Genomic DNA, 16,022 nt, shown 5'->3' with positions numbered 1-16,022 from the left:
CGGAAGGGGTCAGCGGGCGGTCTGCGTGTGGACGTACTCCACGAGCCGGGTCAGCGCGTCGGGGTCCGTGGCCGGCATGACGCCGTGGCCCAGGTTGAAGACGTGGCCCTCCAGGCCCGCCGCCGACTCCAGGACCTCCCGGGTCTTGGCCTCGACGGCCTCGGCCGGGGCGAACAGCACGGTGGGGTCGAGGTTGCCCTGGAGCACCTTGCCGGGGCCGACGCGGCGGGCGGCCTCGTCCATCGGCACGCGCCAGTCGACGCCGACGACGTCCGCGCCGGCCTCGCCCATGAGGCCCAGCAGCTCGCCGGTGCCGACGCCGAAGTGGATGCGCGGGACGCCGTACCCGGCGACGGCCTCGAAGACCTTCGCCGACGCCGGCAGCACCGAGCGCCGGTAGTCGACCGGGGCCAGGGCACCGGCCCAGGAGTCGAACAGCTGGACGGCCGAGGCACCCGCCTCGATCTGCACCTTCAGGAACGCGGCCGTGATGTCCGCGAGGCGGTCCAGCAGGTCGGCCCACAGCTCCGGGTCGCCGTACATCATCGCCTTGGCGTTCTCGTACGTGCGCGAGGGGCCGCCCTCGACGAGGTAGCTGGCCAGGGTGAAGGGGGCGCCGGCGAAGCCGATCAGGGGCGTGGCGCCGAGCTCGCCGGTGAGCAGGCCGATGGCCTCGGTGACGTAGGAGACGTCCTCGGGCGTGAGGTCGCGCAGTTGCGCGAGGTCCTCGCGGGTGCGGATCGGGCGCTCCACGACCGGGCCGACGCCGGGCTTGATGTCCAGGTCGATGCCGATGGCCTTGAGCGGGACGACGATGTCGCTGAAGTAGATCGCCGCGTCCACGCCGTGCCGGCGGACCGGCTGGAGCGTGATCTCGGTGACCAGCTCGGGCCGCATGCAGGACTCCAGCATCGGAACGCCCTCGCGCACCTTGCGGTACTCCGGCAGCGAACGCCCGGCCTGCCGCATGAACCACACCGGCGTGTGCGGCACGGGCTCCCGCCGGCACGCCTTGAGGAAGGCGGAGTCGTACGGGGCGGACGGCTGCGGGGCCCGGGGGGCGTCGTTGGCACTCACGGGCCAAGTTTCGCACGCCGCCGGACAGCGCGATCCAGCCCCTGGACAGGCGCGGGGTGTCTAGCCCCGCACCCGGGCTCCGGTCCCCGTAATCTTCCCGCATGGCTGCGGCTCAGGGACGACTGTCGGACGGCGCTGGCGGAATGGACGAAGCGAAGGACACCGAGAACGACCGGCGGGAGGCGGACTCCGCCCCGCTGCCCTTCCGGGCCGCAGTCGACGCGCTCAGGGCGGCGCGGCTGCGACCTCAGATCGAGGTCGAGCCGACACCGGCGCCCAAGCGGCTCGCCCCGTACTCCTACGCGCTGGAGGCCGCGGTCGTCGACGGCGACCAGGACCTGGCCGACGGCCGTCTGGTGCTGCTGCACGACCCGGCCGGGCACGACGCCTGGCGGGGTACGTTCCGGCTGGTGACGCTGGTGCGCGCGGAGCTGGAGCCGGAGATGGCCGCGGACCCGCTGCTGCCGGAGGTGTGCTGGTCCTGGCTGACCGGCGCGCTGCAGGCCCGCGGGCTGACCTACGGGGAGCCGAGCGGCACGGTCACGCGGGCGAGCTCCCACTACTTCGGCGGGCTGTCCGCCCGTCCCGCCGCCTCGCAGATCGAGATCCGTGCGTCGTGGACGCCGCGCGAGGGCCTGGGCGGCGTACCGGACACGGCCGCCCACCTGGCGTCCTGGTGCGATCTGCTCGCCCAGGTCGCGGGGCTGCCCCCGGCCGTGCCGGGCGACGCCTCCGTGGTGACGCTGCCGCAGCGGCGCGGGCCCCAGTCCCGCTGACCGAACCCCGCTCCACCCCCGTATTCCACTCCTTGATCCACCCCGTGCTGATCGAACTTGTACGGGGTGGTCAACGCTGCCCTGTCGACGATCACACCTGCGTCCCCCTCTTGGCCGAATCACTTTGTCGATACGGCCACTTTCGACCGCGTACCGACGCAGACCGAAACCGTCCGACCTTCGAATGATCGACCGCGTGTCCGAATTGCGCGGATTGTTATCACCGAATCGTGATCATTCTCTAAAGGCGGACGGGCCTGGTGCCGAAGACGACTGTGACCTTGAAAGCACGGTTCGTCCCGGCTTCACCCCCACGAGCCGGCCCCGTCCCGCACCCCAGGAGGCCTGGTGTCCGTTCTCCTCGAGCAGCCCGCAAGCCTGGTCGCCTACCGCCCGAACAAGCCGACCGCCATGGTGGTCGTGGCCGACCCGCGCGTCCGCTCCACCGTCACCCGCCACCTGTGGGCGCTCGGTGTGCGCGATGTCATCGAGGCCTCGTCCATCGCGGAGGCTCGTCCCCGCATCGGCAACCCCCGCGACATCTGCGTCGCCGACGTCCACCTGCCGGATGGCTCCGGCCTCACTCTGCTGTCCGAGACCCGCGCCGCGGGCTGGCCCAACGGCCTCGCCCTCTCCGCGGCCGACGACATCGGCGCCGTGCGCAACGCCCTCGCCGGCGGAGTGAAGGGCTACGTCGTCACCGGCACGCGCACCAACGTCGGGCTCCCCACCCGGCCGGGCGCCGCCCCCATCGGCGCCGCCGCCGCGCGCCTGCACCGCCGCCCCCCGGGTGCCCCGAGCCACCCGGGCGGCTACCGCGAACTGTCCGGCCGCGAGGTCGAGGTGCTGCGGCTGGTCGCCGAAGGCCAGTCGAACAAGGCGATCGGCGTCTCGATGGGCCTGTCCGCACTGACCGTCAAGAGCCACCTCGCGCGCATCGCCCGCAAGCTCGGCACGGGCGACCGTGCCGGGATGGTGGCGGTGGCGCTGCGGACCGGCATCATCCACTGACCCCGAGCCCCGGCCGTCCGCACCTCACCGCATCCGCTCCGACCCGACCCTTCGTGATCATTCACTCACGTGAACGGGACCGGCCGCTCGGTCCCCTTCCCCTCACGCGCGGCTCGTGAACCCGCCACTTCCCCGACATGACTGGTTTGCGACCCTCGGGCGCCCGTCGACGGAACGTTCCGTCGGCGGGCGCTGTCCATACATGGATACTCTTGACAGGTGACCGACGCCCACGACACCGCAGCAGACAGCCCACTGCGAACCACCGGAGGCGCCCCTCCGGACGACGGCGGATCTTCTGCTGTGGAGGCGCCGATCCCCTTGCTGGAGCCGCGTGAGGGCATTCCGCCCGTCGTGGCGGACGAAGCCGCCCTGGCCCGGGTCATCGCCGCCTTCGAGGCCGGCTCCGGCCCGGTCGCCGTCGACGCCGAGCGGGCCTCCGGCTACCGCTACGGCCAGCGCGCCTACCTCGTACAGCTGCGCCGCGAAGGCGCGGGCACCGCACTGATCGACCCCGTGGCCTGCCCCGACCTGTCCGCGCTGGGCGACGCCCTGTCCGGCGTCGAGTGGGTGCTGCACGCGGCCACCCAGGACCTGCCCTGCCTGCGCGAGATAGGCATGGTGCCGACGCGGCTGTTCGACACGGAGCTGGCCGGGCGGCTCGCCGGGTTCCCCCGGGTCGGCCTCGGCGCGATGGTCGAGAGCGTGCTGGGCTTCGTGCTGGAGAAGGGCCACTCCGCCGTCGACTGGTCCACCCGGCCGCTGCCCGAGCCCTGGCTGCGCTACGCGGCGCTGGACGTCGAGCTCCTGGTCGACCTGCGGGACGCGCTGGAGAAGGAGCTGGACCGGCAGGGCAAGCTCGAATGGGCCCGTCAGGAGTTCGACGCGATCGCCTCGGCCCCGCCGGCCGAGCCCCGCAAGGACCCCTGGCGGCGCACATCGGGGATGCACAAGGTGCGCCGGCGGCGGCAGCTGGCCGTCGTGCGCGAGCTGTGGCAGACCCGGGACCGCATCGCGCAGCGGCGGGACGTCTCGCCGGGCAAGGTGCTCGGGGACGCGGCCATCGTGGAGGCCGCGCTCGCCCTCCCGGCCAACGTGCACGCGCTGGCCGCGCTGAACGGCTTCGGGCACCGGATGGGCAAGCGGCAGCTGGAGCAGTGGCAGGCGGCGGTGGACCGGGCGAAGGCGCTGAGCGAGGCGCAGCTGCCGCAGCCGGGGCAGCCGGTGGCCGGGCCGCCGCCGCCGCGCGCCTGGGCCGACAAGGATCCCGCCGCGGCGGCGCGGCTGTCCGCCGCGCGGGCCGGGGTGTCGGCGCTCGCCGAGGAACTGAACATGCCGCAGGAGAACCTGATCACGCCGGACACGGTGCGGCGGGTGTGCTGGGAGCCGCCGGCGGTGGTGGACGCGGAGTCCGTCGCGGCGGCGCTGGCCGGGCACGGGGCCCGGCCGTGGCAGGTGGAGCAGGTCACGCCGGTACTGGTGACCGCTTTGTCCGCCAAGGCGCCGTAAGGGGTTCGTCCGCCAAGGCGCCGTAGGGGGCCTTCTCGGGCGGCGAGTGCGGGTCGTCCGTGGCCGTTCGCGCAGTTCCCCGCGCCCCTTCGGGGGCGCCGGAGGCCTTTGCGGCAGACCAGGGACGTCGAGATCACGCCAAGATCCTCCGGAGGTGTGACCTTCGCCGCTCCGCCTGTCAGGGGTGTGCAGCTACGTTACTCATAAGTAGCATGGGGACTGAGCGCGCGCTCAGCGCATCGCAGCAGCACTGCAATCCTGACCCTGGAGGAGAGCCATCGTGCCTCGTACCGTCAGGGACGTCGTCTTCGTCGACGGCGTCCGCACCCCGTTCGGCAAGGCGGGCCCGAAGGGCATCTACCACGAGACCCGTGCCGACGACCTCGTCGTGAAGGCGATCCGGGAGCTGCTGCGCCGCAACCCCGGCCTGGACCCCAAGAAGATCGACGAGGTCGCCATCGCCGCGACCACGCAGATCGGTGACCAGGGCCTGACCATCGGCCGCACCGCGGGCATCCTCGCCGGCCTGCCGCAGTCCGTCCCGGGCTACAGCATCGACCGCATGTGCGCCGGCGCCCTGACCGCCGTCACCACGGTCGCCGGCTCCGTCGCCTTCGGCGCCTACGACATCGCCATCGCCGGCGGCGTCGAGCACATGGGCCGCCACCCCATGGGCGAGGGCGTCGACCCCAACCCGCGGTTCGTCTCCGAGAAGCTCGTCGACGAGTCGGCCCTCTTCATGGGCATGACCGCGGAGAACCTGCACGACCGCTACCCGCAGATCACCAAGCTGCGCGCCGACGAGTACGCGGTGCGCTCCCAGGAGAAGGCCGCCAAGGCGTACGCCAACGGCAAGATCCAGGCCGACCTGGTGCCGATCTCGGTCCGCCGCACCAACGCCGAGGCCGGCGAGACCGGCTGGGGCCTGGTCACCGCCGACGAGCCGATGCGCCCGGGCACGACCCTGGAGAACCTCCAGGGCCTGAAGACCCCGTTCCGCGTCCACGGCCGGGTCACCGCGGGCAACGCGGCCGGTCTGAACGACGGCGCCACCGCCTCCCTCATCGCTTCCGAGGAGTTCGCGCGGGAGAACGACCTCCCCGTGAAGATGCGCCTGGTCTCCTACTCCTTCGCGGGTGTGGAGCCGGAGGTCATGGGCTACGGCCCGATCCCGGCGACGGAGAAGGCGCTGGCCCAGGCCGGTCTGTCGATCTCCGACATCGGCCTGTTCGAGATCAACGAGGCCTTCGCCGTCCAGGTCCTGGCCTTCCTCGACCACTACGGCATCGCCGACGACGACGAGCGCGTCAACCAGTACGGCGGCGCCATCGCCTTCGGTCACCCGCTCGCCTCCTCCGGCGTCCGTCTGATGACGCAGCTGGCCCGCCAGTTCGAGGAGCAGCCGCACGTCCGCTACGGCCTGACGACCATGTGCGTCGGCTTCGGCATGGGCGCGACGGTCATCTGGGAGAACCCGCACTTCGAGGGGGACAAGTGAGCACCACCGCCGAGCTTCTGAAGCAGGCTTCCGAACTGTTCCCGGACGAGGTCGTCACCAGTGCGCACGTACGCCACTTCGACCTCCCCCTGGGTGCCGGGCGCTTCGCGCTGATCACCCTGGACAACGGGCACGACCACACCAAGCCGACCACCTTCGGCCCGGCCTCGCTGGCGAACCTGAACACCGCCATCGACCAGGTCGAGAAGGAGGCGGCGGACGGCGAGATCGTCGGCGTCGGCATCACCGGCAAGCCGTTCATCTTCGCGGTCGGCGCCGACCTCAAGGGCGTGGAGATCCTCAAGGAGCACGAGCACGCCCTCGCCATCGGCAAGGGCGGCCACGAGGTCTTCAAGCGGCTGTCGCAGCTGGCCGTGCCGACCTTCGCGTACTACAACGGCGCCGCGATGGGCGGCGGTGTCGAGGTCGGTCTGCACTGCACCTACCGCACCGTCTCCGCGGCCGTGCCGGCGTTCTCCCTGCCCGAGGTCTTCCTCGGTCTGGTCCCGGGCTGGGGCGGCTGCACGATCCTGCCGAACCTGATCGGCCCCGAGAAGGCCGTCTCGGTGATCATCGAGAACAGCCTCAACCAGAACAAGCAGCTCAAGGGCAAGCAGGTCTACGAGCTCGGGATCGCCGACGCCATCTTCGAGGGCGCGGACTTCCTGGAGCAGTCGCTGATCTGGACCTCCGCCGTCCTCAAGGGCGAGCTGGAGATCGAGCGCCCGGTGATCGACCGCGGCGAGGCCTGGGACCAGGCCGTCGCCAAGGGCCGTTTCATCGCGGACTCCAAGGTGCACGGCGCCGCCCCGGCCGCCTACCGCGCCCTGGACATCATCGCCGCCGCCAAGAACGGCGACCTGCAGCAGGGCTACGACGCCGAGGACAAGGCCCTCGCCGACCTCATCATGGGCGGTGAACTGCGCGCCGGCATCTACGCCTTCAACCTGGTGCAGAAGCGCGGCAAGCGCCCCGCCGGCGCCCCGGACAAGTCCCTGGCCCGCCCGGTCACCAAGGTCGGTGTCGTCGGCGCCGGTCTGATGGCCTCCCAGCTCGCGCTGCTGTTCCTGCGCCGCCTGGAGGTGCCGGTCGTGCTGACCGACATCGACCAGGAGCGCGTCGACAAGGGCGTGGGCTACGTCCACGGCGAGATCGACAAGCTGCTCGGCAAGGGCCGTATCAACCAGGACAAGGCCAACCGCCTCAAGGCGCTGGTGTCCGGTGTGCTGGACAAGGCCGAGGGCTTCTCGGACGCCGACTTCATCATCGAAGCGGTCTTCGAGGAGATGGGCGTCAAGCAGCAGGTGTTCGCGGAGGTCGAGGCGGTCGCCCCGGCGCACGCGATCCTCGCCACCAACACCTCCTCGCTGTCGGTGTCGGAGATGGCCTCGAAGCTGAAGCACCCCGAGCGGGTCGTGGGCTTCCACTTCTTCAACCCGGTCGCCGTCCTGCCGCTGCTGGAGATCGTCCGCGGCGAGCAGACCGACGACGCCTCCCTGGCCACGGCGTTCGGCGTCGCCAAGAAGCTGAAGAAGACCGCGGTCCTCACCAAGGACGCCCCGGCGTTCGTCGTGAACCGCATCCTGACCCGCTTCATGGGCGAGATCCAGAACGTCATCGACGAGGGCACGCCCGTCGAGGTCGCCGAGAAGGCCGTCGAGCCGCTCGGTCTGCCGATGTCGCCGCTGGTCCTGCTGGAGCTGGTCGGCCCGGCGATCGGTCTGCACGTCTCCGAGACACTCAACCGGGCGTTCCCGGACCGCTTCACGGTCTCCCCGAACCTCAAGGCGGTCGTCGAGGCGGGCAAGCGCGGCTTCTACGTCTACGACTCCGGCAAGCCGGAGCTGGACCCCGAGGTCGCCGCGCTGCTGAAGCAGGGCGACACCGTCCTGACGGAGGAGCAGGTCCGCGACCGCGTCCTGGACGCGGTGGCGCAGGAGATCGGCATCATGCTCGACGAGGGCGTCGTCGCCGAGGCGCAGGACATCGACCTCTGCCTCATCACGGGCGCCGGCTGGCCGTTCCACCTGGGCGGCATCACGCCGTACCTCGACCGCGAGGGCGTCTCCGAGCGCGTCAACGGCAAGAAGTTCCTGGCTCCGGGCGTCGCGAGCGTCCCGGCGTAACGCGTTACCCCTGAGGGGGGTGGGGCGTACGGTAACAATCCGTGCACCCGCCCCCCTCTGCGTTTGTCCGCACGGATAGGATCCTCACACAATCCGACCATTGTTTACCCGGCTCTGACGGTCTCCACCCAAGGCCGCCGGGGTCCTCGAAGGAGTCTTTCGTGGCGTCCTCCCGCCGCCGACCGCCCGGACGCCGGGTGTGGCCCAAGATCAGGCTCCTGCTCCTCGTGGCCGTGGTGGCGGCCGGAGGTACCGCGCTGTACCCGGTGTGGAAGGCGGCCAACCCGGACCCGCCCGAGCTGAAGGTCCGCTACCGCACCGACACCCCCGCCACGGCCGCGGCGGCCAAGCCGTCGCTGGAGGTCTTCAACGACACCGGCACGGCACTGCCGTTGAGCGATGTCACGCTCCGGTACTGGTTCACCGCCGAGGACTCCGCCTCCTACGCCTTCAACTGTGTGAACGCCGTCTTCGGCTGCTCGAACGTGGCCGGGCGGATCGTCGCGATGGACAAGCCCACCGACACCGCCGACCACTACCTGGAGCTGCGGTTCACCGAGGGCGCCGGCGACCTGAAGCCCGGTGCCAACAGCAAGGGCATCGACGTCCAGTTGTTCCGCACCGACCACAAGAAGCTGAAGCAGTCCGACGACCGCTCCTTCGACGCCGAGAAGACGTCCTACAAGGAGGCCGAGGAGGTCACCGCGTACAAGCGGGGCGTCCTCGCCTGGGGCGAGGAGCCGGACGGCACGAAGGCGAGCGACGAGAAGAAGGCCGCGGCGAAGACCGCGCCCGAGGCGCTGCCCGCCCCGCCGGCCGGGGTGCTGTTCGACGACTTCAGCTACCTGGGTCCCAAGGACCCCGCCCTGTTCAAGCACGGCTGGCTGGTGCGCACCAGCAAGGGCGGCCCGGGCATCGAGAACACCTGGTCGGCACAGGGCGTCAGCTTCCCCACCGCCGAGGGCTCCCACGCGGACGGCCAGGTGCTCAACCTGCGCGCGAGCACGGACGGCACGAAGGCCGGGACGAAGCAGGCGAGCCTCGGCACGGCCGCGAGCAAGTTCCGCGACGGCACCTACGCGGCCCGTATCCACTTCAGTGACGGACCCGCGGCCGGCGAGGCCGGCGACCACGTCAACCAGACCTTCTACACCATCGGCGGCAAGGGCTCGAAGTACAGCGAGCTGGACAACGAGTACATGCCCAACGGCGGCTGGGGACGGCCGGGCCCGAAGCTCGACACGGTCACCTGGTACGACCACAAGACCAACGACCGGGTCTACGAGACCACGAACAAGAGCCTCGACGCCTGGCACACCGTGCTGATCCGGGTGAAGGGCGGCGTGGTCGCCTACTGGCTCGACGGCAAGAAGCTGTTCCTGAGCAACGGCAAGTACGCGCCGCGCGCGGACATGTCCGTGAACTTCAACCACTGGTTCATCGACCTGCCGTTCAAGGGCGAACGCGCCTGGGACATGAAGGTCGACTGGCTCTACTACAACGCGAACGACACGCTGTCGGCGGAGGAAGTCCAGTCCCAGGTGGCCGGCTTCACCGACGAGGGCATGAACTACTTCGACACGGTTCGGGAGACCCGGTGAGGAACAGGCGGTCCGGCGCCCACAGGCACACTGCCGAGGCAACGGAGAACAAACCGGTGGTGAGCAGGCGTTCCGCGCTGCTGATGGGCGGCGCGGGGGGCGTCGCGATGGCCGGAGCGGGCGCGTGGATGGGCAAGGTGATGGCACAGCCGGCCGCGGCCCCCGCCGCCGAGGGTGCCATCGGAGGCCTCACCACGCCTCCTCTCTACGCCCCCTCCGGGCGCCGCCCCAAGTATCGCCGGGCCAGTTGGACCCAGCAGTTCCAGTCGGGGCACGGCTGGACGCCCGGCGGCGCGGGCACGGCCTCGGCCGAGGCGAACGACACGACCCAGTTCGTCCGCGGCACCCAGGCGGTCCGGGTGACCACCAACGGCACCGGCAAGCAGTCCTACGTCCGCAAGACCGGCATGACCGCGATGAGCCTGAGCGGCAAGATGATCCGGCTGGTCTTCCGCGTCGACGACGTGACCAACCTGGCCAAGATGGTCTTCTACCTGGGCAGCGGCTCGCTCGCGAACCACTTCGCCTGGACCTTCCACGTCCACTCCAAGACCTCGGCCAACTACGTCCAGTCCGGCGAGTGGGTCACGGTCCACCTGCAGTGGGCGGACGTCAACGCGGCGGCCGGGACGTACTCCATCGGCGCCGACGGCAAGCCGTCGACGAAGACCGGCTTCACCGACATGTCGTTCGCCGTGTACGACAACGCGGGCGGCCCGGTGACCTACCGGCTGCAGGCCGTGGAGCTGATCCCGGACACGGTCTCGGTCTTCCCCAAGGGCGTCGTCTCCATCACCTTCGACGACTCCCACAAGTCGATCCACGACCTGGCCCGGCCGGTCATGGACCGCTTCGGCTTCCCCGGCACGGTGTACAACATCGCCGACGCCATCGGCACCGGCAGCTTCCTGACGCTGGGCCAGATGCGGTCCATGCAGGACTTCTCCGGCTGGGAGATGGCGGGCCACTCGTACGCCAACGCCGTCCACACGGCCAGCTACCCCAAGCTCACCGCAGAGCAGGCCGACGACGACTTCCGCAAACTGCGCGAGTGGCTGGTGTCCAACGGCTTCACCAGCGAGCACTTCGCCTATCCGCACGGCGCGTTCCAGAAGACCTCCGACGGCGTCCCGGTGGACCAGATCGCGAGCCGGCACTTCACCACCGCCCGGTCGATCATCTCCGAGACCATCGAGTCGTTCGCCCCGGCGATGCCCTACCGCCTCAAGGCGCTGACGGGCATCAACGACGGCACGGGCATCGGCGGTACGGCGCTGTCGAAGCTCACGGGCGCGGGCGGCAAGCTCGACCGGTGCGTCAACAGCGGTGACTGGCTGATCCTCTGCCTGCACAAGGTCACCGAGGGCCCGCCGGCGACCAGCACCGAGATCGGCAAGGCCGGCCTGGAGACCCTGATGAAGGCGATCGACGACCGGGACATCCCGGTGCTGACGGTCGAGGAAGCGATGGCCTCCTACACCTGAGGCCCGAGCCCACGGACACACAAGAGAGGGGCGGCCCCCGGCCGCCCCTCTCTTCGTCTCTTCGTACCGCCGCGGCGCTACCAGCCGCCGCCCTGCCCGTAGCCCGGGCCCTGTCCCTGGCCTTGCCCCTGCCCCTGCTGCCAGGCGGGGTCCTGGTACGGGTAGCCGCCCTGCTGGGGGTCGTGGCCCTGGCCCGGGTACTGCTGCTGGTACGGGTCGGGGTGACCGGGGTGGCCGCCGCCCTGCCACTGCTGCTGGCCGGCCGGGGCCGGGGCGCCCCAGGACACGCGCTGCTGCGGGACCGCCGCGTGGTGCTGCTCGTCGTAGCCGGGGATCGGCTGCGGCTGGGAGGGGATGCTGCCCGCCGGGCGGGGCCGGGTGCGCAGGGCGACGCCCTCCAGACGCATCAGCTGCAGCGTCTCGGTGACCTTCTTGTCGGAGTACGGGTCCTCTTCCTCGAAGATCTCCGTCACGTCGTGCTCGTGGTCACCGGCCACGGACACCTCGACGCCGCCCTGGCGGGTGCCCCAACTGCCCTTGTGCAGGGTGAACAGGGCGTAGAAGCGCAGCGGGGTGAGCAGCGTCAGCTGGATCACGCCGTAGATCGGCGCGAGCAGGAACATGCCGAAGCGCTTGATGAAGCCCATGCCGCGGCGCGGGAAGTCCAGGTAGCGGACGTTGCGCAGGTACCCCATGAGCACCATGAAGATCAGGTAGTCCCCGATGTGGTTCAGGAACTGCTGCGGCTTGATGATGGGCAGGACGACCATCGAGTAGAACATCGCCGAGCCGAAGACCAGCCAGAGCGCGAGCTCCATGCAGGTCAGCCAGAAGGCCGGGCGGTACTTCTTCTGGTGGCGGAACGCCCAGAGGGACTCGCGGAAGAAGGACTTGTTCCAGCGGACCTGCTGGCGCAGGAAGTGCGGCAGCTTCTCGGGGACGGCGGTGTAGCCGACGGCCGTCTCCTGGAAGACGACCTGGCCCTCCATCAGGCAGTAGTTGGTCATGCGGCGGTCGTCGCCGAAGACGGCCGGCTTGCCCAGGAACTGCTGGTTGAGGAAGTCCGGCAGGTACTTGCGCACCAGCGTGCCGCGGTAGGCGGAGAGCGCGCCGCAGCAGCAAAGCACCGACTTCAGCCGGGAGTAGGCGGCCCGCTCGAAGAGGAACGAGTTGCCGTAGCGCAGGTCCTGCAGGCGCGTGAAGATGTTGCTGTCGTGGTTGAGCGCCAGCACCATGCCCGTGGAGGCCATGATCTTCTCGTCGGCCAGCGGCAGCAGCAGCTCACGCACGGTGTCCCGGGACAGCACGGTGTCCGAGTCGACGCACAGGAAGATGTCGGAGTACGGCGCGGCCTCGAAGCCCAGCGCCAGCGCCTCGCGCTTGCCCTTGTTCTCGGGCTGGACGCTGACGGTGTACTTGACGCCCTTGGCCTCGAACTCGCGGCGCAGCTTCTTCGCCGCGCGGATGCCGGAGTCGTTGGCGCTGGCGTCGTCGATGATGTGGATCTCGTTCGGCAGGCGGCTCTGCGCGAGGAGGCTGCGCATGCCCTGCTCGAACATCACCGGGTCCTCGTTGTAGATCGGGATGACCGCGGTGACCCAGGCGTTCTCCAGGTACTCCAGTTCCTCCCGCCCGGCCTTGGCCGGACGGTAGAACAGGGCGCCGATCATCTTCAGGGCCAGCAGGCCCATGGCGCCCATGGAGTACAGGTGGAGGGAGCCGGCGTCGAGCCGGGTGGCGATCAGCGCGGCCAGGCCCAGGAAGACGAAGTACGAGACTTTCAGGTGCCGCCGCTTGCGGTGGGCCCGACGGCCACCGGAGTCGACGGCTCCCGGTATGTACGTGTCTTCGGCAGTCACAGCTTGACCACCCGCGGGTGGTCGGCGGACTTGCCCCGGGTGTCGAACAGCGCCCGGGCCCGGTCCGCGAGCGCGTCCAGGTCGATCTCGCGGTGCGGCTGGAGCAGGATGGTGAGGTCGGCGTCCTCGGCGGCGGCGAGGTAGTCCCCGGCCCGCTCGACGGACGCGCCCCCGACCTGCCAGTCCTCGACGCGCGGGTCGAAGTAGACGAGCTCGGCGCCGCGCGCGAGGAGGTTCTCGGCGACGGCCAGCGCCGGGCTCTCCCGCTGGTCGGATATGTCCGGCTTGTACGTCACACCGAGGAGCAGCACCCGGGAGCCGCGCACGGCCTTGCCCTGGTCGTTGAGCAGGTCGGCCGCGCGGTTGACGACGTGCACGGGCATCCGCTGGTTGATCTCCTGCGCCAGCTCCACGAACCGGAACGGGATGCCCAGCGAACGCACCTTGTACGACAGGTAGTTCGGGTCGATCGGGATGCAGTGCCCGCCGACGCCGGGGCCGGGGTAGAACGGCGCGAACCCGAACGGCTTCGTGGAAGCACACCGGATGGCGTCCCAGAGGTCGACGCCGATCTCGCGGCAGAACATCGACATCTCGTTGACGAGGGCGATGTTGACGTGCCGGTAGGTGTTCTCCAGCAGCTTGGCCATCTCGGCCTCGCGGGTGCCCTTGGCCTCGACGACGCGGTTGACGAACCGCTCGTACAGGGCGCGGGCGGCCTTCGTGCAGTCGGCCGTGATGCCGCCGACGACCTTGGGGGTGTTCTCCAGGCCGAAGGTGGGGTTGCCCGGGTCGATGCGCTCCGGGGAGAAGGCGAGGTGGAAGTCGACGCCGACCCGCAGGCCGCCGGCCTCCAGGCGCGGGCGGACGACCTCGTCGGTCGTGCCCGGGTACGTCGTCGACTCCAGCACGACCAGGGTGCCGGCGCTCAGGTGGGCGGCGATGTCGTCCACGGCGGCGTGCACCGCGCCGAGGTCGGGGGCGCCGTGGTCGGTGAGCGGGGTCGGGACGCAGACGACCACCGCGGCGGCGTCGGCGATGACCTGGGCCTCGTCGACGGCCCGGAAGCCCTGCTCCAGCATGGCGCGCACTTCGGCGTCGGTGATGTCGTCGACGTGCGAACGGCCGGCGTTCAGTCCGTCGACCACGCGCCGGCTGCGGTCGAGACCGACCACCTTCAGACCCGCTGCGGCCGCGGATCTGGCCAACGGCAGCCCCACGTAACCGAGTCCGACAACGACAAGATCCACCGTGGAGGATCTGCTCACGACATCATTCCCCAACCCCGTTGCCACGGCGTCGGCCAGACGCAGCAGCAACCGGCCCCCCGAGCAAAATCGAACAAGTCTGAGGAGGTTAACAAGACCTTCACTTTTTGACCATGTTCACCCGAGGTGGGTCTTGTCACGCACACATCCATACAACCCTTGACACACCTCGTGTGTCTGGTGCGACAAGAGTCACGGAACGAACGGCTCCCCTCCGTTTCGCGAGGGGCCGGACGGGAGGGTCAGATCTCCCGCCAGGCCTCCAGCGCGAGCCCCGGCTCGTCCTTGCGGCGGGTGAGGAGCAGGGCCCCGGTCGAGGGCGACAGCGAGGCGGCGACGAGCTCTTCGTGCTCGTCCAGCGCCACCGAGACCAGGGCGTCGGACGGCAGCTGCGGACCGGACTCCGTCCACCAGGCCCCGGCCGACTCCTGCTCGGTGGGATACGCGGCGAAGGCGACCCGGCCGCTCGCCGAGCGCTGCGCGAGCACGGTGCAGTCGTGCCCCTCGATGACGCAGCGCACCGCGGAGACCGGCCCCGGCCCGGCGGCCGCGAGCAGGGGCACCGGCTTCTCGCCGGGCCGCCAGGCGCACACGTCCCCCGAGTCGTCCGTGAAGAAGACGGTGGTGTGCTCCGCGGACGTGGCGAGCGCGCACAGGGTCCCGGGGCGGACGGCGGCCTCCACCTCGCCGGCCCGCACCGGCTTCTTGCCGTCGCCCTCCTGGTGCCAGTGCAGGAGCGTGCCGGGCGCGCAGGCGTACAGCTCGACCCGCCCCGACTCCGCCGCCACCGGAGCCAGCTGCTCCGCGACGTCCTGGCCACCGAGGTCCAGCCAGCCGCCCCAGCCGCCCTTCACCTTCTGGTTGCGCAGGCTCACCCCGCCGCCCGCGTTGCGGACGAAGACGTAGCCGCGGCCCGGCCCGTCGACGGCCACGGCCGGTGGGCCGGTCCGGTCGCCGTTCTTGTCGGGGTGCCCGATCGGCACCCAGTCCAGGGCCGCCAGCAGGGGCCGGAAGTGCGTGGTGTGCACGAGCCCCGACTCCCCCGGCACGGTGGGCCGCCAGGCCGCGAGGTGGGCATAGGAGTCGGCGCCCTGTCCGACCGCCGCGCCCGGGTGCAGCTTCTGGGTGCCGCCGACGGTGCGCGGGGCGTCCTCCCAGGGGCCGCCGGGGCCGCGTTCCGCGCGGCACAGGACGGCTTCGCCGGAGGGCAGGTAGACGGTGAGGCGGCCGTCACGGCCGCGCAGGAGCCAGTCGCCGTTCACCAGTTCACTTTATGCGGGCCCGGTGGCCCGGCGTGGCCCGCCCCTGGCACGGCGGGGCACCTGTCGTGCGACCCTGGCCGTATGAACGCCCCTGAGCCCCTGCTGGTCGTGGTCGACGCCGCGAACGTCGTCGGATCGGTCCCGGACGGGTGGTGGCGGGACCGGCGCGGGGCCGCGGAGCGGCTGCGGGACCGGCTGGCGACGCACGGGGTGCCGGGGGTGTCCGGGCCCGTGGAGATCGTCCTCGTCGTGGAAGGAGCGGCCCGGGGAGTGGAGTCGGTACCCGGGGTCCGGGTGTCGTCGGCGCCGGGCAGCGGGGACGACCACATCGTCGAAACGGTGGCGTCCGCCGGCGACCGCCCCGTCCTGGTGATCACGGCGGACCGCGAACTACGCGACCGGGTCACGGCCCTGGGCGCAAAGGTGGCCGGCCCACGCACGGTACGCCCGTAGCGCCCGGGGGGTGCCTCTATGTGTTTCGTCAAGCGAGGTGTGGGGTTCTGGGTTCGTAGAAGGTGCCGTCGCGGAGCATCGCGAAGAGCACGTTGATC

Annotated in this window: 12 protein-coding genes; 8 read left to right on the top strand and 4 right to left on the bottom strand. The window is 70.8% G+C overall.

The window, feature by feature from the left end; genetic code table 11:
• Nucleotides 1-9 precede the first annotated feature (9 nt).
• A complete protein-coding gene (gene hemE / locus CHR28_RS07705; protein WP_094052743.1) occupies nucleotides 10-1,077 on the bottom strand; it encodes a uroporphyrinogen decarboxylase in 1,068 nt (355 codons plus the stop codon).
• Between the two features lie 101 nt (nucleotides 1,078-1,178).
• Between hemE and CHR28_RS07700 the strand changes: the two genes are divergently transcribed.
• The 7 genes from CHR28_RS07700 to CHR28_RS07670 all read left to right on the top strand — a co-directional run bounded on the left by CHR28_RS07700 (nucleotide 1,179) and on the right by CHR28_RS07670 (nucleotide 11,082).
• Nucleotides 1,179-1,853 (top strand): DUF3000 domain-containing protein, encoded by a 675-nt coding sequence (locus CHR28_RS07700; RefSeq protein ID WP_094052742.1) that lies wholly within the window; start codon nucleotides 1,179-1,181, stop codon nucleotides 1,851-1,853.
• Nucleotides 1,854-2,201: 348 nt separating this feature from the next.
• Nucleotides 2,202-2,864: a response regulator transcription factor gene (locus tag CHR28_RS07695; RefSeq protein WP_003993737.1), complete on the top strand. Its 663-nt coding sequence runs from the start codon at nucleotides 2,202-2,204 to the stop codon at nucleotides 2,862-2,864.
• A 219-nt stretch (nucleotides 2,865-3,083) separates the two neighbouring features.
• The gene (locus tag CHR28_RS07690) at nucleotides 3,084-4,373 is read left to right on the top strand and encodes a ribonuclease D (RefSeq protein WP_094052741.1); all 1,290 of its coding nucleotides are present in this window, start codon (nucleotides 3,084-3,086) and stop codon (nucleotides 4,371-4,373) included.
• A gap of 280 nt (nucleotides 4,374-4,653) precedes the next feature.
• Entirely contained in the window at nucleotides 4,654-5,871 is a 1,218-nt protein-coding gene (locus CHR28_RS07685; RefSeq protein ID WP_094052740.1) for a thiolase family protein, read from the top strand.
• On the top strand, nucleotides 5,868-7,997 hold the full coding sequence (locus tag CHR28_RS07680; RefSeq protein ID WP_094052739.1) for a 3-hydroxyacyl-CoA dehydrogenase NAD-binding domain-containing protein: 2,130 nt from the start codon (nucleotides 5,868-5,870) through the stop codon (nucleotides 7,995-7,997). Before CHR28_RS07685 ends, CHR28_RS07680 begins: the two co-directional genes overlap by 4 nt.
• A 161-nt stretch (nucleotides 7,998-8,158) precedes the next feature.
• The gene (locus tag CHR28_RS07675; protein WP_094052738.1) at nucleotides 8,159-9,598 is read left to right on the top strand and encodes a cellulose binding domain-containing protein; all 1,440 of its coding nucleotides are present in this window, start codon (nucleotides 8,159-8,161) and stop codon (nucleotides 9,596-9,598) included.
• A 59-nt stretch (nucleotides 9,599-9,657) separates the two neighbouring features.
• Entirely contained in the window at nucleotides 9,658-11,082 is a 1,425-nt protein-coding gene (locus CHR28_RS07670) for a polysaccharide deacetylase family protein (RefSeq protein ID WP_256984156.1), read from the top strand.
• A 77-nt stretch (nucleotides 11,083-11,159) separates the two neighbouring features.
• On the opposite strand, the gene CHR28_RS07665 is transcribed toward CHR28_RS07670, so the two are convergent.
• The 3 genes from CHR28_RS07665 to CHR28_RS07655 all read right to left on the bottom strand — a co-directional run bounded on the left by CHR28_RS07665 (nucleotide 11,160) and on the right by CHR28_RS07655 (nucleotide 15,471).
• Nucleotides 11,160-12,941, bottom strand: coding sequence for a glycosyltransferase (locus tag CHR28_RS07665; RefSeq protein ID WP_094052736.1), 1,782 nt, complete (start codon nucleotides 12,939-12,941; stop codon nucleotides 11,160-11,162).
• Nucleotides 12,938-14,209, bottom strand: coding sequence for a nucleotide sugar dehydrogenase (locus tag CHR28_RS07660; RefSeq protein ID WP_094052735.1), 1,272 nt, complete (start codon nucleotides 14,207-14,209; stop codon nucleotides 12,938-12,940). Before CHR28_RS07660 ends, CHR28_RS07665 begins: the two co-directional genes overlap by 4 nt.
• A 242-nt stretch (nucleotides 14,210-14,451) precedes the next feature.
• Nucleotides 14,452-15,471, bottom strand: a complete 1,020-nt coding sequence (locus CHR28_RS07655; RefSeq protein WP_094052734.1) for a hypothetical protein — start codon at nucleotides 15,469-15,471, stop codon at nucleotides 14,452-14,454.
• 81 nt (nucleotides 15,472-15,552) lie between these two features.
• On the opposite strand from CHR28_RS07655, the gene CHR28_RS07650 reads away from it, so the two are divergent.
• Entirely contained in the window at nucleotides 15,553-15,924 is a 372-nt protein-coding gene (locus CHR28_RS07650) for an NTP pyrophosphohydrolase (RefSeq protein ID WP_094052733.1), read from the top strand.
• Nucleotides 15,925-16,022: the final 98 nt, after the last annotated feature.

Source organism: Streptomyces sp. XY006 (assembly GCF_002237655.1).
In the GTDB taxonomy this organism is placed as follows: Bacteria; Actinomycetota; Actinomycetes; order Streptomycetales; family Streptomycetaceae; genus Streptomyces; species Streptomyces levis.
Note: the sequence above shows the minus strand (reverse complement) of the source record. Positions and strands in the feature narration are given on the sequence as shown.

Coding starts and splice junctions, on each gene's coding strand:
- CHR28_RS07700 (WP_094052742.1), top strand. CDS start 1,179: ATGGCTGCGGCTCAGGGACGACTGTCGGACGGCGCTGGCGGAATGGAC.
- CHR28_RS07650 (WP_094052733.1), top strand. CDS start 15,553: ATGAACGCCCCTGAGCCCCTGCTGGTCGTGGTCGACGCCGCGAACGTC.